The 24,331-nt window shown below is 57.5% G+C and carries 20 protein-coding genes and 2 pseudogenes; 9 read left to right on the top strand and 13 right to left on the bottom strand.

Annotation, left to right across the window (positions count from 1 at the left end; translation table 11 throughout):
- Positions 1-58: 58 nt before the first annotated feature.
- The 6 genes from FHC49_RS05970 to dhaK all read right to left on the bottom strand — a co-directional run bounded on the left by FHC49_RS05970 (position 59) and on the right by dhaK (position 7,434).
- Complete coding sequence (locus FHC49_RS05970; protein WP_220439196.1) at positions 59-1,930, bottom strand: flagellin; 1,872 nt, start codon at positions 1,928-1,930, stop codon at positions 59-61.
- A gap of 131 nt (positions 1,931-2,061) precedes the next feature.
- Positions 2,062-2,439, bottom strand: a complete 378-nt coding sequence (locus FHC49_RS05965) for a hypothetical protein (protein ID WP_220439195.1) — start codon at positions 2,437-2,439, stop codon at positions 2,062-2,064.
- Positions 2,440-2,552: 113 nt separating this feature from the next.
- A complete protein-coding gene (locus tag FHC49_RS05960) occupies positions 2,553-4,211 on the bottom strand; it encodes a glycerone kinase (RefSeq protein ID WP_220439188.1) in 1,659 nt (552 codons plus the stop codon).
- A 79-nt stretch (positions 4,212-4,290) separates the two neighbouring features.
- Positions 4,291-5,700, bottom strand: coding sequence for a dihydroxyacetone kinase phosphoryl donor subunit DhaM (gene dhaM / locus FHC49_RS05955; RefSeq protein WP_220439187.1), 1,410 nt, complete (start codon positions 5,698-5,700; stop codon positions 4,291-4,293).
- A 19-nt stretch (positions 5,701-5,719) separates the two neighbouring features.
- Complete coding sequence (gene dhaL / locus FHC49_RS05950; protein ID WP_220439186.1) at positions 5,720-6,352, bottom strand: dihydroxyacetone kinase subunit DhaL; 633 nt, start codon at positions 6,350-6,352, stop codon at positions 5,720-5,722.
- 11 nt (positions 6,353-6,363) lie between these two features.
- Positions 6,364-7,434, bottom strand: a complete 1,071-nt coding sequence (gene dhaK / locus FHC49_RS05945; protein WP_220439185.1) for a dihydroxyacetone kinase subunit DhaK — start codon at positions 7,432-7,434, stop codon at positions 6,364-6,366.
- Positions 7,435-8,032: 598 nt separating this feature from the next.
- Here dhaK and FHC49_RS05940 point away from each other — a divergent pair.
- Both FHC49_RS05940 and dhaR read left to right on the top strand, forming a co-directional pair.
- The gene (locus tag FHC49_RS05940; RefSeq protein WP_220439184.1) at positions 8,033-9,133 is read left to right on the top strand and encodes a glycerol dehydrogenase; all 1,101 of its coding nucleotides are present in this window, start codon (positions 8,033-8,035) and stop codon (positions 9,131-9,133) included.
- Between the two features lie 139 nt (positions 9,134-9,272).
- Positions 9,273-11,198, top strand: a complete 1,926-nt coding sequence (gene dhaR, locus FHC49_RS05935; protein WP_220439183.1) for a dihydroxyacetone kinase operon transcriptional regulator DhaR — start codon at positions 9,273-9,275, stop codon at positions 11,196-11,198.
- On the opposite strand, the gene FHC49_RS05930 is transcribed toward dhaR, so the two are convergent.
- The 4 genes from FHC49_RS05930 to FHC49_RS05915 all read right to left on the bottom strand — a co-directional run bounded on the left by FHC49_RS05930 (position 11,176) and on the right by FHC49_RS05915 (position 13,789).
- Entirely contained in the window at positions 11,176-11,724 is a 549-nt protein-coding gene (locus tag FHC49_RS05930) for a cob(I)yrinic acid a,c-diamide adenosyltransferase (RefSeq protein ID WP_220439182.1), read from the bottom strand. The genes dhaR and FHC49_RS05930 overlap by 23 nt on opposite strands.
- A gap of 2 nt (positions 11,725-11,726) precedes the next feature.
- The gene (locus FHC49_RS05925) at positions 11,727-12,092 is read right to left on the bottom strand and encodes a glycerol dehydratase reactivase beta/small subunit family protein (RefSeq protein WP_220439180.1); all 366 of its coding nucleotides are present in this window, start codon (positions 12,090-12,092) and stop codon (positions 11,727-11,729) included.
- Positions 12,093-12,159: 67 nt separating this feature from the next.
- Positions 12,160-13,323: a 1,3-propanediol dehydrogenase gene (dhaT, locus tag FHC49_RS05920; RefSeq protein ID WP_220439178.1), complete on the bottom strand. Its 1,164-nt coding sequence runs from the start codon at positions 13,321-13,323 to the stop codon at positions 12,160-12,162.
- 37 nt (positions 13,324-13,360) lie between these two features.
- Entirely contained in the window at positions 13,361-13,789 is a 429-nt protein-coding gene (locus FHC49_RS05915) for a heme-binding protein (protein ID WP_220439176.1), read from the bottom strand.
- Positions 13,790-14,181: 392 nt separating this feature from the next.
- Between FHC49_RS05915 and FHC49_RS05910 the strand changes: the two genes are divergently transcribed.
- The 6 genes from FHC49_RS05910 (at position 14,182) to FHC49_RS05885 (ending at position 20,373) form a co-directional block, all read left to right on the top strand.
- A complete protein-coding gene (locus FHC49_RS05910; protein ID WP_220439175.1) occupies positions 14,182-15,849 on the top strand; it encodes a propanediol/glycerol family dehydratase large subunit in 1,668 nt (555 codons plus the stop codon).
- Between the two features lie 13 nt (positions 15,850-15,862).
- Positions 15,863-16,453: a propanediol/glycerol family dehydratase medium subunit gene (locus FHC49_RS05905; RefSeq protein WP_185667739.1), complete on the top strand. Its 591-nt coding sequence runs from the start codon at positions 15,863-15,865 to the stop codon at positions 16,451-16,453.
- The gene (locus tag FHC49_RS05900; RefSeq protein WP_220439170.1) at positions 16,450-16,881 is read left to right on the top strand and encodes a diol dehydratase small subunit; all 432 of its coding nucleotides are present in this window, start codon (positions 16,450-16,452) and stop codon (positions 16,879-16,881) included. The genes FHC49_RS05905 and FHC49_RS05900 overlap by 4 nt, the downstream gene beginning before the upstream one ends.
- 12 nt (positions 16,882-16,893) lie before the next feature.
- Positions 16,894-18,729, top strand: a complete 1,836-nt coding sequence (locus tag FHC49_RS05895) for a diol dehydratase reactivase subunit alpha (RefSeq protein ID WP_220439169.1) — start codon at positions 16,894-16,896, stop codon at positions 18,727-18,729.
- Between the two features lie 114 nt (positions 18,730-18,843).
- The gene (locus tag FHC49_RS05890) at positions 18,844-19,971 is read left to right on the top strand and encodes an alkene reductase (protein ID WP_220439168.1); all 1,128 of its coding nucleotides are present in this window, start codon (positions 18,844-18,846) and stop codon (positions 19,969-19,971) included.
- Between the two features lie 30 nt (positions 19,972-20,001).
- Positions 20,002-20,373, top strand: coding sequence for a helix-turn-helix transcriptional regulator (locus FHC49_RS05885; protein WP_255581173.1), 372 nt, complete (start codon positions 20,002-20,004; stop codon positions 20,371-20,373).
- 21 nt (positions 20,374-20,394) lie between these two features.
- On the opposite strand, the gene FHC49_RS05880 is transcribed toward FHC49_RS05885, so the two are convergent.
- Positions 20,395-21,300, bottom strand: a complete 906-nt coding sequence (locus FHC49_RS05880; protein ID WP_220439167.1) for a LysR family transcriptional regulator — start codon at positions 21,298-21,300, stop codon at positions 20,395-20,397.
- Between the two features lie 172 nt (positions 21,301-21,472).
- On the opposite strand from FHC49_RS05880, the gene FHC49_RS05875 reads away from it, so the two are divergent.
- Positions 21,473-22,222, top strand: a complete 750-nt coding sequence (locus tag FHC49_RS05875) for an SDR family NAD(P)-dependent oxidoreductase (RefSeq protein ID WP_220439166.1) — start codon at positions 21,473-21,475, stop codon at positions 22,220-22,222.
- Positions 22,223-22,289: 67 nt separating this feature from the next.
- On the opposite strand, the pseudogene FHC49_RS05870 reads toward FHC49_RS05875, so the two are convergent.
- Positions 22,290-23,846, bottom strand: a pseudogene (locus FHC49_RS05870) (putative bifunctional diguanylate cyclase/phosphodiesterase); the annotation flags it as partial.
- A gap of 25 nt (positions 23,847-23,871) precedes the next feature.
- Positions 23,872-24,331 (bottom strand): annotated as a pseudogene (locus FHC49_RS05865) (IS3-like element ISSen4 family transposase); the annotation flags it as partial.

The following is a 24,331-nucleotide window of genomic DNA, read 5'->3' as shown; positions in this document are numbered from 1 at the left end:
TGAAAAGTAATCTTTTTACATAATAAGTCAACAGGATGTCAGAAGAGGGAAACGGCGATTATCCCTGCAATAGCGATAGCACTGCCTCGGGAAGGTGGTTAGATTTCGACAATACGGAGTTGCCTGCCTGTTGCAGAATCTGCGCTCGGGACATCTGCGATACCTCTACGGCGTAGTCCGCGTCTTCAATGCGTGAACGCGCGGCGCTAAGTGCGGCAGAGGTGCCGGTTTGTACGTTCTGTACGGACTCGAGACGGTTCATTGTTGCACCAAGCTGGCTGCGGCGCTGGTCGACGCGGGCAATGGCGGCATCAAGTGCGGCCAGCGGGTCTTCGGGGTGGCGCAGACGCACACCATCCCCGGTCTCCTTGAGGCTGATGGTCGTCCAGCCTTTTTCGCCATCGGTGGTCGCGCTGTAGCTGTTAGGATAGTAAATCTGAATTTCACCGCTGCCGTTGAGGGTTTTAATCAGCAATGAACCGTCGCTTTGCTGCACCAGGGTCGCGGTTTTGTTACTGTCGCCCAGGGTCATGACATAATTGCCCGTAGCATCACGGCTCAGCACGCTGTTGAAGGTCTGACCGGCGTTGTCGGTATAGTTCAACTGCATTTTATCGGGGTCGATGGTGACGAAAGAGGTTCCCGCCACAGTTTTCACATCGGTAAACGCATTCTGCGGCAGTGCACTGTTGGCTTTCACGGCGACGCTGGTGGTATCGCCGTCGCTCTGCAGCGAGACCGAGGCGCTGAAGTAGCGAAAATCGCCACCGCCGTTGTCTACCTCCAGATAGTACTGGCTACCGTTTCGCATTAACCGCGCGTTGCCTGAAATATCTGCACCGCTGCTGTCCAGCAGTTGCGGGGTGACAGCGGTCAAATCCACGGCAGGTGTGGTGGTGACCGCAACCGGTGAGTTCAGGGTAGTCAGCGCCGTTGGATCGGTCATTTTGGCCTGCATGCTCCCCGTCGGCCCCCAGCTTAGTTCAGCGGCAAAATAGTCGGTGCCCTGTTGGATGTAGTATTTTCCATCGCTGTTAACCAGCGTGGCGGGGGTGATTGGCGTGTTAGCGTCATCGCGGAAGGTCAGCCCTGACACGGAACGAGCGGAAATCGCGGAGACGCTGGTATACAAGGGGCCAGAGGTAGCTGTGACGTTCACCTCGGCTGAACTGGTGGCGGTGGTGTAAGTTGCACCGTAGGTCGCCGCAAGATAGGCATTCTTGCCCTGTGCATCCGTACCCTGAATATAGAGTTGTCCACTCGTACTGCGAACCAGATGCGGGGAGGTCAGTTGGTTGCCAGTGGCATAATTTATGCTGGTTGCTGCGCTGGTTAAGTCAATATTGCTGCTGCTACCCACAAGCTGGTCGGTAGGGGTCACTTTACCGCTAAGCCCGCGAATGACGAGATCGTTGAGACCCAGTTCATCCACGCTAAAGCCCGGTTTGCCGAGGAACAGGCCCATCGTCTGGTTATCGTTGGTGCCGACCTGTACAGAAACGGTTCCGGCGCTGCCGTCGAGGACATTTTTTCCGTTAAAGCTGGTCTGTGTGTTAAGGCGGGCAATCTCTTTCAGGTTGAGGTTAATCTCCGACTGAATGCTGTCGGCATCTTCCAGCGAGTAGGTTTCGCTTAGCGACTGTACGGAAAGCTCGCGGATTCTCTGCAGGCGTTGGTTGATTTCACTGAGTGCACCTTCGGCCGTTTGCGCCATCGAACGTCCGTCGCTGGCGTTTCGTTTTGCCTGCAATAGCCCGGCAATCTGGCTGTTCATGCGGTTGCTGATGGCCTGTCCTGCGGCGTCGTCTTTCGCGCTATTGATGCGCAGCCCCGAGGAGAGGCGTTCAATGGATTGCTGAAGCACTGAGCCGCTTTTTGAAGCGTTGTTTTGTACCACCAGAGTATTGATGTTGGTATTGATCCCTGCCATCTTGCGCCCGCTTTTTTATTTTGCTTTTCCTGTATATCGTCACGATCGCGCAAATATTTAGCAATAAAAGCACCAGATAGCGGAACGGGTCACGCCTGACCGTGCCGAGCTGATTTCACATCTGCACAGGGTTAAAAACAGGCATTCTGGGTGATATTTTTGCCGACCATCACTACCTTCTGGCTGGTGGGGTCGACGTTCAGTACCACCGAACGGATTTGCGGGCAGATCACTTCAAGACTCTGTTTGTCGCACGCTGTCTGCAACCATTGATGGTCACCGTCCTCGGTGCTGACCAGATGACGCTCGGCGTAGGGACTACACGTGTACCCGCGCTGGGTGACTGCGGCGCGAGCGGCGTCAAGGCTCATGCCCACGAGGTGCAGTTCATCAACCTCTTTGGCATGGGCGCTCTCAGAGACACGGCTTAATACGCAGCCCGTCAGTAGACTGGTGATAAAAAACAGCGCGATCGGCGGGAAAAGCGGGCGCAGGTAGCGGTTGGGCATCGGTTAACGGTGTCGGTTACATTGGGTGACTTCATCATTGTTCGTCACGGCGGGTTACGCAACCCTTACGTAGAAAAATGCCCGCGAGCTATCGCGGGCAGCTGGTCGAACGGTTAGCCGCGTGGGCGTTGCGCCAGGGCTTTAAACACCATCGCAATGGCATGGGCGCCGGGGTCCATATTCCCCGCGAGGCTATCGCTGTTGAGGTAGGAAGCGCGGCCCGCGTTGGCTTTAGTGGCCTGGCTGGTGGCGTCGGCTCCTGCCTGTGCGGCGCGGTAGGCGGCATCGAGGTCGCCAGGCTGCTGCGCCAGCGCGTCCAGCGCCGGTTGCAGGGCATCAATCAGCGTGCGGTCGCCGAGGTCGGCACCGCCGTAAAATTTCATCTGCGCCAGCCCGGCCTGTAGTGCGGCAACTACCGGCTTGCCTTCGTGGATAGCCTGACCGGCGGCGGTGAAGAAGATAGACATCAGCACGCCGCTGGAGCCGCCCATCACCACGGTCAACCGTTCGCCAATCAGCCCGCACAGCGTCTCAAGCTGAGCCAGCGGTAGCTGGTGGTCGTGCAGCAGACGGGCAATTTCACGCGCCCCAGCGGCGAAGGTTGAACCAGTATCGCCATCGCCCACTTTGGCATCCAGCGCGTTCAGGCAGCTTTCCAGGTCGGACAGCGTGGTGGTTACCGTCTCAATATAGTCCGCCACCTGGGCATCTTCCGACGGTGTAAAGGCCACGCGGGCGCTCTTTATATCGCACGGCAGGGTGGTCTGCGGGCGCAGGCGCACCGGCGGCAGCCAGCCAGCGGTTCTCACCTCTGACAGCAGCGCTTTCTCCACGCTCTCTTCCATCACCATCGCGGTAATCGAGAAGCCTTTCATATCAAGGGCGCTGACCAGCGGAGCAGGGCCAATCAGCCAGTCGCAGCGTGATGCTAACGCGCTGGAGGTCAGTTCACGGGTGAGGATCGCCATCTCGGTCACCGAGCCGCCGCCGAGGTTGTTGAGCATCAGCAGCAGGCGACCGGTGGCCGGTAACGCGGCGCTGAGTTTTTCGACCATCAGGTGCACGAGTTCGGCGCTGTTTTGTGTGTCCACCACGCTAGCGCCAGGCTCGCCGTGGATCCCCATTCCCAGCTCGGCTTTGCCAGGGAAGTGGCGAACGCCATCCTGCGGGTCACCGGGCAGGTGACAGCTTGCCAGCGCGACGCCGAGGCTGAACACACGTGACATCGCCAGACGCGCTTCCCGGGTGACCGTATCCAGGTTGCTGCCGATTTCCGCGAAGTAACCCGCAACCTTATGGACAAGGATCGTGCCCGCAATGCCGCGTGGGTGCTTGTTGTCCGGCAGGGAGATATCGTCGCCGACGATGACCATCTCGACTTTGTAGCCCAGACGGCGAGCTTTTTCCGCCGCAAGGCCGAAGTTTAAGCGGTCACCGGTGTAGTTTTTGACAATCAGCAGGCAGCCCGCATCGCCGGTCACCGCCTGGATGGCGGTCAGTACGGCATCCACGCTCGGCGAGGCGAAAAGGTCGCCGCAGACCGCTGCCGTGAGCATCCCTTTGCCGACAAAGCCTGCGTGCGCCGGTTCGTGACCCGCACCGCCGCCGGAAATCACCGCCACCCGGGATTTAACCAGATCGCGACGGACCACAATACGAATCGCCGGATCGGTTTCCAGACGGGCAAGGTTATTCCACGGGCTCGCGATGATCGCCCCTTCAATAGCGTCATTCACGAGGTTTTCGCGTTGATTGTAGAAAAATTGCGACATAACAGATTCCTGAGCTTAGGGTGTGACACCCCTGCATGGCGAGCCGTGCAGGGCGTGTCCGGGAGTGAACAAATGGATATTACGGTTGGGTTAGCGTGAGCTTGTCGCCGTTTTGCCGCCCGGCAAAGGCATCACCGAGCTGGCAGCGCCAGGGAATCCCCGCCGCCTGGGCAATGATGGCGCCGTGGGCCAGCGGGCTGCCGTCGCGCAGGCAAATGGCGGCGGTTTTCGACGCATCCAGCTGCAGAACGACCGACGGATACAGGTTATCGGCGATGAGTATCGTGCGCTGCGACAGCTGAGGTGCGCTGTCAACGGCTCCCGCAAGGTGTCCCAGCGTACGGTGCAGAATATCCTCAATATCGATATAGCGTGCCTGAAGGTAGGCATCGTCCAGCGACTGGTACTGCTGGCTGAGGGCGCTCATCACCTGCGACCAGGCCCATTCGGCGCAGCAGTTCTGCTGCTGCAGTTCTTCATGGACGCTGTTCAGCAGCTCCGGGTCATCAAGCAGGGTATGCTGACCGAAGAAAATGGCGGCAATCTCCTCCGAGTACTTGTCGGCTGCCAGCGCGGCGAGCGCCAGCAGATCGTCCAGCGTATGGCTGACCGCCATTTTCAGACGCCGAAACTCGGCATCCGGACTTTCGGCGGGTTCACGTTCGAGCGGAAACTCGGTGGGCTGATAGTGCAGCACCACGCCGCTGACGGTGCCATGAAGCGCTGGGGCGTTCACCGTCGGGGCGCTAACGACCTGGCGCTCGCCAAAATGGTCGTCTGCCAGCGCCTGAAACGCCGCCAGCGCTTCTGCGGCTTCCGGGCCTTTGGCAATCAGGCGGATGCGGTCATTACAGCGCACCTTCAGTAGGGCTATCTGATTGAGGCTATCGGGCTTCACGCACTTGCCGTCTTTTTCCAGCAGCAGCTCGGCATTAAACCCGGCGAGCCCTTCAACCAGACGGGCGGCGGGGCGCACGTGCAGGCCGTGAGGATTCGCTATTTCGACGGTCACCGACTGCGCGTCGTCAGACTCGTCGGTTTGCAGCGCTGACGGGTCGTGATATTCCTCCTGCGCCGGAAAACCGAGCTGGACGCGTTTGGCCTGCAGGGCGCACTGGGCGTCGGCAATCACCTTTTCGATGCCAGCACCGCTGGCGGCGCTCACCGTGGCGGCCAGCGCCCCTTCCACTAACGGCGCCGGGCACAAATGCACCTTCGCGGCAATCTCCGGGTCCAGCAGGTCGAGCGCGGTTTCCGCGCTCAGCAGCGCGCTGCCAATATCCATCAGCACCAGAATATCGTCGGTGTCAGCGACCGAGATGATGGCCTCCATCACCTTGATAGGGTCTGTGCCAATCGGGCTATCGGGGTCGTCAATACCGGCGGCGATGGCGAGCTGGCAGCCATCTCCCCTTAACATCTGTCGGGCGAGCTCCCCGACCCCCTGGCCCAGTAGGGCGCTGTGAGACACAATGACCAGATTTACCATCGCCTTATCCTTTCTCTACTTATGCGTTAGCCGCAGCGGCCAGCATTTGCACCATAAACAGGGCGGAAGTGGCCCCCGGATCCTGATGACCGATGCTGCGTTCACCGAGATAGCTAGCGCGGCCTTTGCGTGCCTGCATGGTGATGGTCGCCTGGACCGCCTGCTGAGCGACCTCGCAGGCGGCGTCCAGCGCGGCTGTGATTGACAGATTCTGTTCGCTGGAGCGGTGCAGGGAGTCGGCTACCGGCAGCCAGACGTCGCACATGGTTTTATCACCCCGTTCGGCCTTGCCGCGGCTGACGACGCCGTCGGTGCCTTCGCGGATCATCAGGTAAAGCTCTTCCAGCGAGAGGTTCTGGCGCGCCTGCGTCACCTGGGCGGCACGGATAAAGAAGGTGCCAAACAGCGGGCCGCTGGCGCCGCCGACGTTAGAGAGCAGCACCATGCCGGTATTTTTCAAAATAAAGCCAATGTCTTTGTCGGCAATCGATGGCAGCTTTTCCACCACTTTGCTGAAGCCGCGGTGCATATTGAGGCCGTGGTCAGCGTCGCCGATTTCGCGGTCGAGCCCGGTGAGAAAATCACACTGGGTGGTAAAGGTTTCGCCGCAGCGGTACAGCCAGTCGACAATCATATCTCTGTTCAGTGACATTGCAGATCTCCTTAGTGACCCCAGTTGAGGGCAGGGGTGTGAACCGGGGCGTCCCACAGGGCGAGGGTATCCGCATCCACGTTGAGCAGGGTGATGGAAAAACCGGTCATATCAAGGGAGGTACACCAGGAACCAACCAGTGAACGTTCAATGGCAATACCCGCGTCGGTGCACAGCGTTTCCAGGCGGTTATAGACGCCATACAGCTCGGAAAGCGGGGTCGCGCCGAGGTTGTTGACCAGCGCAATCACGCGGTCGCCTTTCTGCAACGCCCGTTTGGACTGCGTCACTTCCTGCCAGCAGCCTTTGATTGGGTCCCACTGGCGCAGAGTACGGCTGTACTGACCGTTCTCGAGCAAGGTGGCGAACATGGCATCGACGGTGTCGTCCAGCGAGGTGAACGGGCGGCGGTCAATGCCCGGTTCCCCGTGGATGCCCACGCCAAATTCCATTTCATTATCGTTGAGTTCAAACGACGGTTTGCCCGCGGCTGGAACGGTGCAGGCACCCAGCGCGATGCCAATGGAGTGGCCCTGGTTGTTGAGCTGACGACCCAGACGGGCGCAGTCTTCCAGACTATCGCCGCGTTCAGCGGCCGCACCCATCAACTTTTCAATCAGCACGGTATTGGCCACGCCGCGTCGACCGGCGGTGTAGAGGCTGTCTTTTACCGCCACGTCGTCATCGATCACCACGGTGGTGACCTTAACGCCGCTTTCGTGCAGCAGCTCGGTGGCGGTTTCAAAGTTCAGCACATCGCCGGTGTAATTTTTAATAATCAGTACCACCCCTTTGCCGCCGTCGACGTGCATCGCGCATTCGAAGATTTTATCCGGCGTCGGTGAGGTGAAAATTTCGCCCGGGCAGGCACCGCTCAGCATCCCGGTGCCGATAAAGCCGCACTGCATGGGTTCGTGACCGCTACCGCCGCCGGAGAGCAGGGCAACTTTGCCCGCGACCGGCGCATCAGCACGGGTGAGATAAACCGGATCCTGATACAGCTTCAGCTCCGGATGCGCTTTTACCAATCCCGCCAGCTGTTCTGCCAGGACATCTTCCACACGGTTAATCAGTTTTTTCATTATGTGTACTCCGCTGGATATTTTGTGGGCCGCTCGTCGAGCGACTCCCCTGTAGGGTTCCGGCTGCGGTAGCGTGAATGCCGATACCGTGGCCGATGAGTGAATTCTCGCCTGGTGGGAAAAAAAGAAAATCCCCGTCGCCGTTGGTTTCATCCCGGAACGAAATTTGTCGAAAACGTTCCAGAGTGAAACGTATTTTGCCGGTGAATGGGAAAAATGAGAGCTGATGCAGGCTTCTTAGCCGCCGCATAGGCCCGGCATTGGCTCGGGCTGAACGGCGGTGCTATTTTTTTTTGTTCATCAGGGGCAGAATAGGCGTGGAATAGACATATTGAACTGGTGAATAGTGTGAACGCGGCGCGGATCTGGATCGCAATCCGGGCGGCATTGCCGAAGCTGCGTTTCGTTATGGAACGAAATATTTTAGAAGACGTTTCGTAGTGGAACCAAATAACCCAACATTCTTTTGCCGGGCGCCCGCTTTACAGTGATGTCACCGCGTCGGTCGTGCTCAACCTCTCGTTGGATTGCGTTGTCAGCAGGAGCGAGCCACACCTGACGCCATCATGGAAACGAGTTCAATGTGAGGGTGTAGAGAATGCTACAAGTTATTCAGTCTCCGGCAAAATATCTTCAGGGTCCTGATGCATCAGCGTTATTCGGCCAGTATGCCAAAAATCTGGCGGACAGTTTTTTTGTGATTGCCGACGACTTCGTCATGAAGCTGGCCGGAGACAAAGTGCTGAACGGTTTGCATGACAACGGCATCAGCTGCCATGCCGAGCGTTTTAACGGCGAATGCAGCCACGCGGAGATCAACCGCCTGGGCGCCATCGCTAAACAGAAAGGCTGCAAAGGTGTGGTAGGGATTGGCGGTGGTAAAACCCTCGATACGGCGAAAGCCATCGGTTATTACCAGCATCTGCCGGTGGTGATTATCCCGACTATCGCTTCTACCGATGCGCCAACCAGCGCGCTGTCGGTGATTTATACCGAATCCGGCGAGTTTGAAGAGTATCTGATCTATCCGAAAAACCCGGACATGGTGGTGATGGATACGGCGATTATCGCCAAAGCGCCGGTGCGTCTACTGGTCTCCGGGATGGGCGATGCGCTGTCGACCTGGTTTGAAGCGAAAGCGTGTTATGACGCTCACGCGGTCAGCATGGCTGGCGGTCAGTCCACGGCGGCGGCGTTAAGCCTGGCGCGTCTGTGCTATGAAACGCTGCTGGCGGAAGGTGAAAAAGCGCGTCTGTCCGCCGAAGCGGGCGTGGCAACCGTGGCGCTGGAACGCATTGTAGAAGCCAACACTTATCTCAGCGGCATCGGTTTTGAAAGCAGCGGCCTGGCGGCGGCGCACGCTATCCATAATGGGTTCACCATTCTGGAAGAGTGCCACCACCTGTACCACGGGGAAAAAGTGGCCTTTGGTACGCTGGCGCAGTTGGTTTTACAAAACAGCCCGATGGATGAAATTGAAACCGTGCTCGGTTTCTGCCAGAAAGTTGGGCTGCCGGTGACGTTGGCGCAGATGGGCGTGAAGGACGGTATTGAGGAGAAAATTCTCGCCGTGGCGAAAGCCACCTGCGCAGAAGGGGAAACCATCCACAATATGCCGTTCCCGGTTGACCCGCAGAGCGTCTACGCCGCCATTCTGGCGGCCGATCGTTTAGGCGCTCAGTGGCGCTCCGCTCACTAAGCGTTATCGCTGACCGGCCCCCCGGTCAGCGCACCACAAGCGTTGTGGTTATCCCCCGGGCCGACTGTTTCTGGCACCGGGGGTTGTTGTTTTATGGATGTGCCGCTAACGGCACGCACTTAAGGGAGTGATAGCCGCTATGTCCACGCAAAACGCGCAACCTGAGCAGGCGCTGACCTCATTTATCGCCCAGTCCTGGCACCGCTGCGGCAAGATGATGCAGCGCGAGACCTGGACCACACCGCATCAGGCGCAGGGGCTGACGTTTGCCTCTATCAGCCGTCGCAAGACCGCGCTGCTGACCATCGGCCAGGCGGCGCTGGAGGATGCGTGGGAGTACATGGACGCTCGCCCGTGCGCGCTGTTTATCCTTGATGAGTCGGCCTGTATCCTGACCCGCTGCGGCCACCCGGAGACGCTGGCGCAGCTGGATACGCTGGGATTCTTTGCCGGAAGCTACTGCGCGGAAAGCATTATGGGGACCTGTGCGCTGTCGCTGGCTTCAATGGTGGGGCAGCCGGTGAGAACCAGCGGCGACCAACACTTCAAGCAGGCGCTCTTCCCGTGGACGTTCTGCTCTACGCCAATTTTTGATAATCATGGCCGACTTTCCGGCTCCATTGCTCTGTGCTGTAAAGCTGAACACACCAGCGCCGCCGACCTGTCGCTGACGCTGGCGATGGCCCGCGAAGTGGGCAACTCGCTGCTCACCGACAGCCTGCTGGCGGAGTCCAATCGCCACCTCAATCAGATGTACGGCCTGCTCGAAAGTATGGACGACGGTGTGATGGCGTGGAATGAAGCGGGAGTATTACAGTTTCTTAACCCTCAGGCGGCGAAGCTCCTGCATCTGGATGCGCAGGCCTGCCAGGGCAAAAACATTGCCGATCTGGTGATTCTCCCCGCGCTGCTGCGCCGCGCCATCAAGCACGCTAAGCCGCTCAGCCACGCCGAGGTGGCCTTTGAAAGTCAGCACCAGTTTGTTGATGCGGTGATCACTTTAAAGCCCATCGTCGAAGCGCAGGGAACCAGCTTTATCCTGCTGCTCCATCCCGTTGAACAGATGCGTCAATTGATGACCAGCCAGCTTGGCAAAGTGGGCCACACCTTTGCCCAGATGTCGGCCGACGATCCGGAGACCCGTCGCCTGATCCACTTTGGTCGTCAGGCGTCGCGCGGCAGCTTCCCGGTGCTGATGTGCGGTGAAGAAGGGGTGGGCAAGGAGCTTATCGCCCAGGCGATTCATAACGAAAGCGAGCGCGCCGCGGGGCCGTTTATCGCCGTCAACTGCCAGCTATATGCCGATAACGCGCTGGGGCTGGATTTTATGGGCAGCACGGCCACCGAGGAAGAGAACGGGCGGATGAGCCGTCTGGAGCTGGCCTCTGGCGGGACACTGTTTCTTGAAAAGATTGAGTATCTGGCCCCGGAGCTGCAGTCGATCCTGCTACAGGTGATCAAACAAGGCGTGGTGACGCGACTTGATGCCCGTCGGCTGATCCCGGTGGATGTGAAGGTGATCGCCACTGCCACGATGGATCTGGGCAATCTGGTGGAACAAAACCGTTTTAGCCGCCAGCTGTACTATGCGCTGCACTCGTTTGAAATCAGCATTCCTCCGCTGCGCGAGCGCCGCAACAGCATTCCGTCGCTGGTGCACAGCCGCCTGCGCACGCTGGAACGCCGCTTTTCATCGCGGCTGAAGGTCGATGATGACGCGCTGGCGCATCTGGTGGCCTACTCCTGGCCGGGCAATGATTTTGAGCTTAACAGCATCGTTGAAAATATTGCCATCAGCAGCGAACACGGGCATATCCGCCTGAGCAATCTACCGGGTTGGCTGTTCCGCGAGCATCCCGGCGTGAGCGGCAATAGCGCGTTAATTCCGGCTAGCATGAGCATGTCGGCGATGGAAAAAGAGGCTATTATTCATGCCGCCCGCGTGACCAGCGGGCGAGTGCAGGAGATGTCCAATCTACTGAATATTGGCCGCACCACGCTCTGGCGCAAGCTCAAGCAGTTTGATATCGACGTGAGCCAGTTTAAGCATCGGCCTCAGGATTAATCGCCGTTTCGGCCTCGCTTTCGGCGACTCGTGCCATGGCGAAAAGGGCGTCCGATAGGCGGTTGATATAGCTTTTTAACGCCGGGCGTAACGGCGTTTGACGATCCATGGCGACCAGCGTGCGCTCAATGTGCCGGGTTTGGGTACGCGCGACGTGCAAATGCGCAGACGGCAGATTCTTCCCGGGGATCACAAAGGCTTTCAGCGGGCCGGTGAGCGCCATATGGCGGTCAATCTCCCCTTCAAGGCGGGCAATATCCGCGTCCTCGATCAGCCGATTGAGCCGGGTTAAGCCGCGCGCGTCGCAGGCCAGTTCAGCCCCCACCACGAACAGCTCCTCCTGAATGCGGTGCAGCGTCAGCCGCAGCGCCGGATTGTCGCTGGCGGCATAGCACACGCCTAACAGTGAAACCAGCGTATCGACGCTGCCGTAGGCTTCTACGCGAATATCGTCTTTATCAATCCGGCTGCCGCCAAACAGCGCGGTGGTGCCTTTGTCGCCGGTACGGGTATAGATGCGGTACATGATTATTCAACCTCAGTTAACGGAAGCGTTTTCACCAGTTGGCCCGCGTTAGCGCCAAGATTACGCCACTGTGATTTGGTACTGGCGGCAGGAAGATGGCGCAGCGCACGGTCAGCCGGATACTGGGCATGGGTCAGCGCTACGTCGCCGCTGGCGGTCATGCCAATGCCGATACGCAGCGCTGAGTGCTGCGCGGCGTTGCGTGCCAGCGCCATCGCATCGTTCTGTTCATCGCAGGGCAGCGGACGGCACGGTACGCCCTGTTCCTCCAGCCCGAGACTTATCTGGCGCAGGGCTTCACTCCGTTCCTGCGAGGGGTGATAAAACAGATGCACGGCGGGTGATGCCGGGACACCGGGATTTTGCATTGGGAACTCCACGCGGGTGAAAGCTAAAAAAGCGGGCACAGGGCCCGCCGGTGGGGGATTACACGAATCAGAAGGCCTGACGGAAAATCTCAACGATCTCTTTTTCGTTGCCCTTACGTGGGTTGGAGAAGGCGTTGCCATCTTTCAGCGCCATTTCAGCCATGTACGGGAAGTCGGCTTCTTTGACACCCAGGTCGCGCAGGTGCTGAGGAATCCCGACATCTTTGGACAGACGTGCGATGGCGTTAATTGCCCGCTCGGCGGCGTCCATGGTGGAGAGCCCGGAGACGTTTTCACCCATAAAGGTGGCGATATCGGCGAATTTTTCCGGGTTGGCAATCAGGTTGTAACGGCAGACGTGCGGCAGTAAAACCGCATTGGCCACGCCGTGCGCCATATCGTAAAGCCCGCCCAACTGGTGGGCCATCGCGTGCACGTAGCCGAGGTTGGCGTTGTTAAACGCCATGCCGGCGAGCAGGGAGGCGCAGGCCATATTTTCACGGGCTTTCAGGTTGGTGCCGAGCGCAACGGCCTGACGCAGGTTGGTGGCAATCAGCTTGATGGCCTGAATTGCCGAAGCGTCGGTGACCGGGTTAGCGTCTTTGGAGATATACGCTTCCACGGCGTGGGTCAGAGCATCCATCCCGGTGGCGGCGGTCAGACCGGCAGGTTTGCCGACCATCAGCAGCGGGTCGTTGATCGACACCGACGGCAGGTTACGCCAGCTGACAATCACAAATTTCACTTTGGTTTTGGTGTTGGTCAGCACGCAGTGGCGGGTGACTTCGCTGGCGGTACCGGCGGTGGTGTTGACCGCAATGATGGGCGGCAGCGCATGGGTCAGGGTTTCGATACCCGCATAGCTGTAAAGGTCGCCTGGGTGGGTGGCGGCAATCCCGATACCTTTGCCGCAGTCGTGCGGGCTACCGCCGCCGACGGTGATGATCATATCGCAGCCTTCTTTCTGGAAGACGGCCAGACCATCGCGCACATTAGTGTCTTTCGGATTCGGTTCCACGCCGTCAAAAATGACCACTTCAATGCCCGCTTCACGCAGATGCTTGACCGTCTGATCGACCGCGCCGTCTTTAATCGCCCGCAGGCCTTTGTCGGTCACCAGCAGGGCTTTTTTGCCGTTCAGTAATTTGCAGCGCTCACCGACAACGGAGACGGCGCCGGGGCCAAAAAAGTTCACATTTGGAACAAGAAAATCATACATGCGATCGCTCATCATAAATCCTTAAAATGGGGTTGCGAAATAGTGTGAATTAAAACTGTTGGAAATAAGTTAATGCCGCCATGGCTATTTCCATGTCCTGTTCTACGGTGCCGCCGCTGACGCCGATAGCGCCTATCACGTTATCGTTTTCAATAATCGGGAAGCCACCGCCGAAAATAACAATGCGCTGCTGATTGGTGAGCTGTAAACCATAAAGCGACTGACCGGGCTGTACACATTCGGTAATTTCATGCGTGGCCTGCTGTAAGCAGCATGCGGTCCAGGCTTTATTCAGTGAAATCTCGCAGCTGGTAATAAAAGCATCATCCATCCGCTGCATCAGCAGAGGGTTTGCGCCGCTATCGACAACGGAAATAACAACCGGAACATTGATTTCAATCGCTTTCTTCTCGGCCTTTGCCGCCATGGCTTGCGCCATCGCGAGGCTTACGGTGGCACGGGATAGACTCTTTATCATCAGAACTCCTGAACGCATCAGCAGATTGTTAATGGATGTGGCGTTAATTTAATAAAACTTTAATTCATGGTGGATTAATAACCTGAAATGGCGTTAATCCTTTAGTGTTATTTTTGCCTTAAAAAATATTTAGTCAACGACATGAAAAATAACCAGTGGTGGATATTTTTAGCGTTGTTGTGGTTATTTTGATTTGGGTGCGGTTGCATATCACATTTGCTTATTTATCAGCATTATTGGGTTCCACACTGAAACGTATTAAATAAATAACGTCTCAGAATGGAACGTTATTTATTTAATTTTTTTCTGACCGCGAGCCCTTTAAGTTGCCGGTAACTCTCACCCGTAGCCAACGCGCGGGTGCCATTTTTACACTTACGAGCCTGAGCAATATGAGACGATCAAAACGATTCGAAGTCCTCGAAAAGCGGCCGGTTAACCAGGATGGTCTGATTGGGGAATGGCCCGAAGAGGGGCTGATAGCGATGGAGAGTCCGTGGGACCCCCCCTCCTCGGTAAAGGTTGAAAACGGCCTCATTGTCGAACTGGACGGTAAATCCCGAGCCGATTTTGACATGATTGACCGGTTTATCGCCGACTACGGCATTAACGTGGCGGAAACGGAACGCGCGATGGCGCTCGACGCCTTAACCATCGCGCGCATGCTGGTGGATATCAACGTCAGCCGCGCCGAGATTGTGAAAGTCACCACGGCGATCACCCCGGCGAAAGCGGTCGAAGTGATGGCCCACATGAACGTGGTGGAGATGATGATGGCGCTGCAAAAAATGCGCGCCCGCCGCACCCCATCGAACCAGTGTCACGTCACCAACCTGAAGGATAACCCGGTGCAAATCGCCGCCGATGCGGCAGAGGCGGGGATTCGCGGCTTTTCCGAGCAGGAAACCACCGTCGGGATTGCTCGCTACGCGCCGTTTAACGCGCTGGCTCTGCTGGTCGGCTCGCAGTCCGGCCGCCCGGGGGTATTAACCCAGTGTTCGGTAGAAGAGGCAACGGAACTCGAGTTGGGGATGCGCGGCTTAACCAGCTATGCGGAAACCGTGTCGGTGTACGGCACCGAAGCGGTGTTTACCGACGGCGACGACACCCCGTGGTCGAAAGCCTTCCTTGCCTCGGCCTACGCTTCTCGCGGCCTGAAAATGCGCTACACCTCAGGCACCGGCTCAGAGGCGCTGATGGGCTATTCCGAAAGCAAATCCATGCTGTATCTGGAGTCGCGCTGCATCTTTATCACCAAAGGCGCGGGCGTACAGGGGCTGCAAAACGGTGCCGTGAGCTGTATCGGCATGACCGGTGCGGTGCCGTCGGGCATTCGTGCGGTGCTGGCCGAAAACCTGATTGCCTCAATGCTCGATCTGGAGGTGGCCTCCGCCAACGACCAGACTTTCTCCCATTCCGATATTCGCCGCACGGCGCGCACCCTGATGCAGATGCTGCCGGGAACCGACTTTATCTTCTCCGGCTATAGCGCGGTGCCGAACTACGACAACATGTTTGCCGGGTCGAACTTCGACGCCGAAGACTTCGATGATTACAACATTTTGCAGCGTGACCTGATGGTCGACGGCGGCCTGCGCCCGGTGTCGGAAGCAGAGACCATCGCCATTCGCAACAAAGCGGCCCGCGCCGTGCAGGCGGTATTCCGCGAACTGGGGCTGCCGCCGGTCAGCGATGAAGAGGTCACGGCGGCGACCTACGCCCACGGCAGTAAAGACATGCCACCGCGCAATGTGGTGGAAGACCTCAGTGCGGTGGAAGAGATGATGAAGCGCGAGATTACCGGGCTGGATATCGTCAAGGCGCTGAGCGTAAACGGTTTTGATGATGTGGCAGACAATATTCTCAACATGCTGCGCCAGCGCGTTACCGGGGATTATCTGCAAACCTCCGCCATTCTTGACCGCGACTTTGAAGTGGTGAGCGCGGTGAACGACGTCAATGATTACCAGGGCCCAGGCACGGGCTATCGACTCTCCCCGGAACGTTGGGAAGAGATTAAGAACATCGCCACGGTGATCCAGCCGGACAGCATTGAGTAAGCGGGGCAACAGCATGGAAACAACACAGAAAAAAGCGCCGGTATTCACCCTGAAGCTGGTGGAGAGTGGGACGGCACGTGTCGGCGAACGGGCTGATGAAGTGGTGATTGGCGTGGGGCCAGCGTTCGATAAGTTTCAGCATAAAACGCTGATCGACATGCCGCACAAGGCGATCATCAAAGAGCTGGTGGCCGGGGTCGAAGAAGAGGGGCTTCACGCCAGAGTGGTGCGGATCCTGCGCACCTCTGACGTCTCGTTTATGTCCTGGGATGCCGCCAACCTCAGCGGTTCCGGTATCGGTATTGGCATTCAGTCCAAAGGGACGACGGTGATTCATCAGCGCGATTTACTGCCGCTCAGCAATCTTGAGCTGTTCTCCCAGGCGCCGCTGCTGACCCTGGAGACCTATCGCCAGATTGGCAAAAACGCTGCCCGCTATGCCCGCAAAGAGTCGCCATCGCCGGTGCCGGTGGTCAATGACCAGATGGTCAGGCCGAAATTTATGGCCAAGGCGGCGCTGTTTCATATCAAAGAGACCAAGCATGTGGTGCCGGATGCCAAACCCGTCACCCTGAATATCGAGATTATCCGGGAGGAAAAATGACCGCTCATACCACAATGACCGCCGCGGATTACCCGCTGGCCACCCGCAGCCCAGAGCGTATTCAAACCCCAACCGGCAAACCGCTAACCGATATTACGCTCGAAAACGTGCTCGCCGGGAAAATTGGGCCAAAGGATGTGCGTATTTCGCGTGAGACCCTGGAGTACCAGGCGCAGATTGCCGAGCAGATGCATCGCCACGCTATCGCCCGCAACCTGCGCCGGGCGGGAGAGCTTATCGCCATTCCTGATGGCCGGATCCTCGAAATTTATAATGCGCTACGCCCGTATCGCTCCACTGTGGAAGAGCTGCTGGCGATTGCCGATGAGCTGGAAACCCAGTACCAGGCGACGATCAACGCCGCGTTTATCCGCGAGTCAGCCGAGGTTTATCGCCAGCGCGATAAGCTGCGCAAACAGGACGTATAGGGGCAGCAGACGATGGCATTGATTGCGGGCATTGATATTGGCAATGCCACCACGGAGGTCGCGCTGGCGGAGCTAACCGACCAGGGGAAACGCTTTCTCTCGAGCGGCATTGTGTCCACCACCGGCACCAAAGGGACGCGGGATAACATCAGCGGCGTAATGGCCTCGCTTCAGCAGGCGCTGGAGAAGGCGGGCAGGCATCAGCGAGAGGTGACGTGGGTCTGCCTTAACGAGGCCGCGCCGGTGATTGGCGATGTGGCGATGGAAACCATTACCGAAACCATTATCACCGAATCAACGATGATTGGTCATAACCCGCAAACGCCCGGTGGGCAGGGGCTGGGGGTTGGCACCACGGTTCGTCTGGCAAACCTCGATGCGCTGACGCCTGACCAGTACGCCAGCGGCTGGATCCCGTTGGTGGACCGCGAGTTGGATTTTATGGACGCGGCCTGGCAGTTGAACGAGGCGCTGGCGCGCGGCATTAACGTGGTGGCGGTGATCCTCCAACAGGATGACGGGGTGCTTATCCATAATCGCCTGCAGCGAACCCTGCCGATTGTCGATGAAGTGACGCTGATTGAGCAGGTGCCGGAAGGGGTGCTGGCGGCGGTGGAGGTAGCGCCCACCGGGCAGGTTATCTCGCTGTTGTCGAACCCCTACGGCATCGCTACCTGGTTTCATCTCACTCCGGATGAAACGCGGATGATTGTGCCGGTGGCCCGAGCGCTTATCGGCAACCGTTCGGCGGTGGTGCTCAAAACGCCGCAGGGGGACGTGAAGTCGAGGGTGATCCCGGCGGGGCATATTACGGTGTGCGGTGAGAAGCGCAGCGTTCAGGCCGATGTTGCCAGCGGTGCCGAGGCGATTATGCAGGCGGTCGCCGGGTGCGCGCCGATCCGCGATATTCGCGGCGAACCGGGCACTCACGCCGGGGGGATGCTGGAGCGGGTGCGTCAGGTGATGGCATCGCTTAGCGGCCACGGCGCCGACGAGGTGTTTATCCAGGATTTACTGGCGGTGGATACCTTCATCCCGTGTAAAGTCCAGGGCGGGCTGGCCGACGAATTCTCGATGGAGAATGCGGTGGGCATTGCCGCGATGGTGAAATCCGACCGACTGCAAATGGAGGTGATCGCCCGTGAACTGAGCCAGCGCTTAGCGACGCGAGTAGAAGTAGGGGGCGTGGAGGCCAATATGGCGATTACCGGCGCGCTAACCACGCCCGGTAGCGATACGCCGTTGGCCATCCTCGACCTCGGGGCAGGATCCACGGATGCGGCAACCATCAACGCCGCCGGGCAGATCAACGCTGTGCATCTGGCGGGGGCGGGCAATATGGTCAGCCTGCTTATCAAAACCGAGCTTGGGCTAAGCGACCTGCATCTGGCGGAGGAGATCAAAAAGTACCCGCTGGCCAAAGTAGAAAGTCTGTTTAGCCTGCGCCATGAGAACGGCAGCGTGGAGTTCTTCCGCGAGCCGCTCAGCCCGGCGGTATTTGCTAAGGTGGTGTATATCAAAGAGGGCACGCTGGTGCCGATTGAGAGCCAGACCTCGCTGGAGAAAATTCGCCTGGTCAGGCGTCAGGCGAAAGAGAAAGTGTTTGTCACCAACTGCCTGCGGGCGCTGCGGCTCGTCTCCCCCGGCGGCAATATTCGTGAGATTGCGTTTGTCGTGCTGGTGGGGGGCTCGTCGCTTGATTTTGAGCTGCCTCAGCTTATCACCGATGCTTTATCACACTACGGTGTGGTGGCCGGGCAGGGGAATATTCGCGGTACGGAAGGCCCGCGTAATGCGGTGGCGACCGGGCTGGTTTACCGTTGCGCATCTGAAGCATCGTTGCAATAAATTCAATTATCGAAATATATAAATATTGCAATGTATCGATATTGAGAATAGGCTTTGTTCCATCACCGGCAGGCACCGTTGCCTGCCAGAGCGTCTATCAAGATGGAATATGTCATGGAAAATACAGCACTTTTTACCCCGTTAACCCTGGGCGCCTTCACGCTGAAAAACCGCATTGCGCTGCCGCCGCTGACGCGCTCACGCAGCAGTCAGCCGGGTAACGTTGCCAACGATCTGATGGCGGAATATTACGCACAGCGCAGCAGTGCCGGGTTTATGGTCAGTGAAGGGACGCAGATTGAACCGCGTGGTCAGGGCTATGCCTGGACGCCGGGTATCTACACGCCAGAGCAGATAGCGGGCTGGAAAAAAGTGACCGAGCGGGTGCACCAGCAGGGCGGCGTGATTTTTGCTCAGCTCTGGCACGTGGGGCGGGTTTCTCATACCTCTCTGCAGCCGGGAGAAGGGGCGCCCGTGGCGCCGTCGGCGATTCCGGCGACCAATGTGAAAGTGTTTATCGAAACGGGACCGGGGACAGGTGCACTGGCAGAGCCGTCTGCACCGCGTGCGCTGAGCACCGATGAAGTGCGTGATCTGGTGGCGCTGTACGCTACCGCCGCGCGCAATGCGATGGCGGCGGGCTTTGATGGCATTGAGCTGCATGCCGCTAACGGCTATCTGATTAACCAGTTTATGTCGGTGCATACCAACCAGCGCGACGACGTCTACGGTGGCTCGCTGGATAACCGACTGCGTTTTCTGCGCGAAGTGACTCAGGCGGTGATTGAGGTTGTCGGCAAAGAGCGTGTCGGGGTTCGCTTTGCGCCGCTGTTCGAAAGCACGTCGGAAGATCGTGTCTACCTCGGTCTGGTAGAGCCGGACCCGTTTACCACCTATATCGAAGCGGCAAAACAGCTCAATCAGCTGGGGATTGCCTATCTCTCCATCGCCGAAGCGGATTGGGATAACGCGCCTGACCTGCCGGCAGAATTCTGCCGTGCGCTGCGTGAGACCTTCGACGGGGTGCTGATGTATGCCGGGAAGTATACCGCCGAGAAGGCGAAGCGGATGCAGCAAGCCGGGCTGGCGGATTTGTTCGGTTTTGGCCGTACGTTTATCGCCAACCCGGATCTGCCCGCGCGCTTTGCCAACGGCTGGCCGCTGAACCCGGCGGGCCGTAACACGCTGTTTGGCGGTAGTGCTGTCGGCTACACCGACTATCCAACGTACAGCGCGAGCTAAGTGGTCTGCGGGCGGCATCCGTCGCCCGCATTGACATTTAACGGCGCGCTGCCTAATGTACCGTCCAACTCCATTACCGTAGCCAGCCTGATGCCGCTAAATACCGACGATATTCTGAAAGCGATTTCCAACCCGACCCGCCGGGAGATCCTGCACTGGCTGCGTGACCCTGCCGCGCATTTCGCCGGGTATCCGCATCTGCTGGACCCGCAGCAGGACGGTGTATGCGCCAGCTTTATCCAGGAGAAAACGGCGTTGTCGCAGCCGACAATCTCTTCACACCTCAGCAAGCTGCAAAAAGCCGGGCTGTTGACCAGCAAAAGAGTCGCCACCTGGACCTATTTCAAGCGCAATGAACAGGTTATCGCTCAGTTTTTGAGCGAGCTGGAGCAGTCGCTTTAGCGTCTATAGGTCACCATGACATCAGGCGTTTAACGCCGTCGGAAAAGCCTCAACTAGCCACTGGGTAAACACCCGCAGCCGCGATGGAACGTAGCGGTTCTGCGCATAGACCACTTGGAAAGGATAGGGGGCCGGACGCCACTCGCTTAAAATCTCCACTAACTCCCCACAGGCTAGCGCCTGGCGCAGCGAATAAGAAAACGTCTGCACAATGCCGAGACCCGCCTGGGCGGCGGCGATATGGGCGTTGCTCTCATTGATGCCGAGGTGATGCTCGGCCTTTATCTCAATAGGTTGACCATCCTGCCTAAAGCGGAACGGGAACGCTCGACCGCTGGCTGGCGATAAATAGCTGATAAGCCGATGCCCGTTCTTCAGCTCGTCCGGATAGGCGGGCGTACCACAGCGTTTAAGATAGCCGGGCGTGGCGCAGGTGATGAGCGCCGCTTCGCCAAGTTTTCGGGCGATCAGCGTAGAGTCTTCCATCGGCCCACCGCGAATCGCGCAGTCGATATTGCCGCCGATCAGATCCGAGGGTTTATCGGCGACCAGCAGGTCGATGCGAATATCCGGGTAGCTGACCATAAACTCGGCCAGCAGCGGTATCAGCACATCCCGCGCGGTGGAACCGCCAACGGCGATGCGCAGATGGCCTTTGGGCTTAGTACTGGAGGTTTTAAACGCGCTATCGATCGCGTCCAGATCTGCCAGCAGCTGACGCGCCTTTTCATAGTATTCCAGCCCCTCTGGCGTGACGGTAATCCGCCGCGTGGTACGCTGCAGCAGGCGAGTGCCGAGATGAGCCTCCAACAGTTGAATCGTTTTGCTGAGGGTGGCATTCGGCATGTTCAGCGAGTCCGCCGCGCGGGTAAAGCTGTTGGCCTCGACCACGCGGGTAAAAACTTTGAGGGCTAGAAATTGGTCCATTATTCGCTTTTTCCCGGTAATCGGTTGCCATTATTCATGCAGGTGAATAGTGTTTTTCATTTTGCACTATTTTTCTGCCCCTGTGATGCACGTTAGAGTGATTTCCGAGCTTAGCAGTTAGTTAATCGCTGCAAGTAAATGATTCTATTAACCTATTTTAAGGATGTGCATCATGAGCAAGAAATTAGCGGATAAAATTGCGTTAGTGACCGGCGGCAGCACGGGGATTGGCCTGGCTTCGGCACAGGAACTGGCAGCGCAGGGCGCGAAAGTGTACATCACCGGTCGTCGCCAGGAAGAGCTTGATGCCGCAGTGGCCTTAATCGGGCCGTCGGCGAAAGGCATTCGCGCTGACGCTTCCGTCCTGAGTGACCTTGATACCGTGTTTGCCACCATCGCCAGCGAATCGGGCAGACTGGACGTACTGTTCGCCAACGCCGGTGGCGGCGACATGATGCCGCTGGGGGCGATCACTGAAGAACATTTCGATCGTATTTTTGGCACTAACGTGCGCGGGGTGTTGTTCACCGTGCAGAAGGCGCTGCCGCTGCTGACTCAGGGGGCCTCGATTATCCTCACCGGTTCAACCGCCGCGGTGAAAGGGACCGCCAACTTTAGCGTATACAGCGCCAGTAAGGCCGCCGTGCGTAATCTGGCGCGCTCATGGGCGCTTGACCTCCAGGGACGCGGCATCCGAGTGAATGTGGTAAGCCCTGGCCCGGTCCGCACGCCGGGTCTCGGCGGGCTGGTGGCGGAGGAACATCGACAGGGGCTGTTTGATGCGCTGGCAGCCGGGGTGCCGCTGGGCCGTTTGGGGGAACCGGAAGAGGTGGCGAAAACTGTCGCTTTCCTGGCTTCCGACGACGCGAGCTTTATTAATGCTGCAGAAATTTATGTTGATGGCGGGCTGGCGCAGATTTAATGGGGAACGCCGGGTTCCGTGTGGCTCCCGGCGTCGCGTTGCTTGGCCGGGCTACGGATAGTGCGCACTATCCGTAGCGGATTCTCCCATCGACATAAGGTTGAGGCTTACTAAACAGGTAGCCTTGCGCGAAGTCACATCCCAAAGCCTGAAGGTTTTCCAGTTGCTCCTGCGTTTCAACACCTTCTGCCACCGCCTTCATGCTGAGGGATTTCGCCATCCCGGTGATGAGCTTGATGATATTCAGGGCATCTTCCTGCGTCGATATCGAATGGACAAAGGACTTATCAATTTTGATTTTATCGAAAGAAAGCCGACTCAGTCGCGCAAGTGAAGAGTAGCCTGTGCCAAAGTCATCGATGGAGATTTTCACCCCCAGGGCTCTGAGTTTGTTAAGGGTATTCATCGGCGTACTGCTCTCGGTAAAGAGGGCTGATTCCGTTACTTCCAGCTCAAGACGATCGGCTGAAAGCCCGGTCTCTTTCAAAATGGACAGTACGATTCCCACAAAGCCTTTACCGCTTAGCTGGACAGGCGAGACGTTGACCGAAATTTTAGCCGGAACCGCCCAGAAGGCCGCTTCCCGACAGGCCATTTCGAGCACCATCTTGCCCATCTCGTTGATCATGCCTGTTTTTTCTGCAACCGGAATAAAGCTATCCGGCGACATAAGACCTTTACGCGGATGAATCCAGCGAATAAGGGCTTCATAGCTGTAAATTTCCCGGCTGAACGAGTCGACAATCGGTTGGTAATAGACCACGAATTCTTTATTCGCTATGGCTAGCGCCATATCGTGCTCAAGCGTTCTGGTTTCCTGCAGCTTATCCAGCATGCGCTGGCGGAAGACTTTTATCTTCCCGCTACCGGCATTTTTCGCTTCATAAAGCGCCAGATCGGCGAACTTGTAAAGGTAGTCGGAGCGGCGTTCAGTGTCAGAGATAACAATCCCCACACAGGTAGTGATATTAATAATTGCGTTATAAATCGTGTAGGTCTGGTTGATGACATCGCATATTTTCTGGGCGCGCGAAACCGCGCTGCTCTCCGTCAGACCACGCGCGAGAAACGCAAACTCATCGCCTCCCAGGCGATAAAGCGTATCCGAACTAAATTTCAACGACATTAACCTTTCGGAAATCTGCCGTAATAACATATCCCCGGCATCATGACCGTAGGTGTCATTGATCTCTTTGAATCGGTCTAAATCAAACAGCATCACCGTGACCGAGTCATGGTGCTTTTCCGCGATCTCAATGGTGCTATTTAAATTCCACCAGAATAGCTGACGGTTATTCATCTCGGTAAGAGAGTCATGGTAAACGTCATACTCCAGTCTGGCATTCTGGGTTTGTAGCTTTTCTTTCGACTTCTGCAGCTCTTCCGCCAGGCTTTTAACCTGAAGGTGGGCTTTGAGAATATTTCTATTCTGCACAAAACTCAGCATGCCGAGGATGGCGCTGAGTATTATCAGCAGTACGGATGTCGTGGAATACACATAGTACAGGGTCTGAATTTTGAGGTTGGCGATATTCACCGAGTTAACGTCTTTGTCTAATGCCCCGGATGAAAAACGACTGAGTGGCACATCAAGCGTATGCATTGTTTTCAGATAGGCACTGACCTGCCCCCACGATTAGATACAACACTCAGTTAGTAACGTCGGAATCTTCATTCTCAGAATGACCCTTTCTCCAGCCCGCTGCAAATTCAGACGGTGTCTGATAATTCAGCGTGGAGTGCGGGCGGCATTCGTTATAATCCTGCCGCCAGTCATTAATAATTTTCATGGCATGAACGATATCGCTGAACCAGTGCTCATTCAAACATTCATCGCGAAATCGTCCGTTAAAGCTCTCAATAAATCCGTTCTGCGTTGGCTTGCCCGGCTGGATTAAGCGCAACTCAACACCATGCTCAAAGGCCCATTGATCCAGTGCACGGCAAGTGAACTCCGGCCCCTGGTCAGTTCTTATCGTCGCCGGATAGCCTCGAAACAGTGCAATGCTGTCCAGAATACGCGTGACCTGAACGCCTGAAATCCCAAAGGCAACAGTGACCGTCAGGCATTCCTTTGTGAAATCATCGACGCAGGTAAGACACTTGATC

It is taken from the genome of Kluyvera sp. EC_51, from assembly GCF_019584505.1.
GTDB lineage: Bacteria > Pseudomonadota > Gammaproteobacteria > Enterobacterales > Enterobacteriaceae > Kluyvera > Kluyvera sichuanensis.
Note: the sequence above shows the minus strand (reverse complement) of the source record. Positions and strands in the feature narration are given on the sequence as shown.

Excerpts from the sequence above, each read along its gene's own strand:
- FHC49_RS05910 (WP_220439175.1), top strand. The coding sequence starts at position 14,182 with ATGAGACGATCAAAACGATTCGAAGTCCTCGAAAAGCGGCCGGTTAAC.
- dhaR (WP_220439183.1), top strand. The coding sequence starts at position 9,273 with ATGTCCACGCAAAACGCGCAACCTGAGCAGGCGCTGACCTCATTTATC.
- FHC49_RS05960 (WP_220439188.1), bottom strand. The coding sequence starts at position 4,211 with ATGTCGCAATTTTTCTACAATCAACGCGAAAACCTCGTGAATGACGCT.
- FHC49_RS05895 (WP_220439169.1), top strand. The coding sequence starts at position 16,894 with ATGGCATTGATTGCGGGCATTGATATTGGCAATGCCACCACGGAGGTC.
- FHC49_RS05900 (WP_220439170.1), top strand. The coding sequence starts at position 16,450 with ATGACCGCTCATACCACAATGACCGCCGCGGATTACCCGCTGGCCACC.
- dhaK (WP_220439185.1), bottom strand. The coding sequence starts at position 7,434 with ATGAAAAAACTGATTAACCGTGTGGAAGATGTCCTGGCAGAACAGCTG.
- FHC49_RS05970 (WP_220439196.1), bottom strand. The coding sequence starts at position 1,930 with ATGGCAGGGATCAATACCAACATCAATACTCTGGTGGTACAAAACAAC.
- FHC49_RS05940 (WP_220439184.1), top strand. The coding sequence starts at position 8,033 with ATGCTACAAGTTATTCAGTCTCCGGCAAAATATCTTCAGGGTCCTGAT.
- dhaL (WP_220439186.1), bottom strand. The coding sequence starts at position 6,352 with ATGTCACTGAACAGAGATATGATTGTCGACTGGCTGTACCGCTGCGGC.
- FHC49_RS05875 (WP_220439166.1), top strand. The coding sequence starts at position 21,473 with ATGAGCAAGAAATTAGCGGATAAAATTGCGTTAGTGACCGGCGGCAGC.
- FHC49_RS05965 (WP_220439195.1), bottom strand. The coding sequence starts at position 2,439 with ATGCCCAACCGCTACCTGCGCCCGCTTTTCCCGCCGATCGCGCTGTTT.
- FHC49_RS05905 (WP_185667739.1), top strand. The coding sequence starts at position 15,863 with ATGGAAACAACACAGAAAAAAGCGCCGGTATTCACCCTGAAGCTGGTG.
- FHC49_RS05930 (WP_220439182.1), bottom strand. The coding sequence starts at position 11,724 with ATGTACCGCATCTATACCCGTACCGGCGACAAAGGCACCACCGCGCTG.
- FHC49_RS05915 (WP_220439176.1), bottom strand. The coding sequence starts at position 13,789 with ATGATAAAGAGTCTATCCCGTGCCACCGTAAGCCTCGCGATGGCGCAA.
- dhaT (WP_220439178.1), bottom strand. The coding sequence starts at position 13,323 with ATGAGCGATCGCATGTATGATTTTCTTGTTCCAAATGTGAACTTTTTT.
- dhaM (WP_220439187.1), bottom strand. The coding sequence starts at position 5,700 with ATGGTAAATCTGGTCATTGTGTCTCACAGCGCCCTACTGGGCCAGGGG.
- FHC49_RS05890 (WP_220439168.1), top strand. The coding sequence starts at position 18,844 with ATGGAAAATACAGCACTTTTTACCCCGTTAACCCTGGGCGCCTTCACG.
- FHC49_RS05880 (WP_220439167.1), bottom strand. The coding sequence starts at position 21,300 with ATGGACCAATTTCTAGCCCTCAAAGTTTTTACCCGCGTGGTCGAGGCC.
- FHC49_RS05925 (WP_220439180.1), bottom strand. The coding sequence starts at position 12,092 with ATGCAAAATCCCGGTGTCCCGGCATCACCCGCCGTGCATCTGTTTTAT.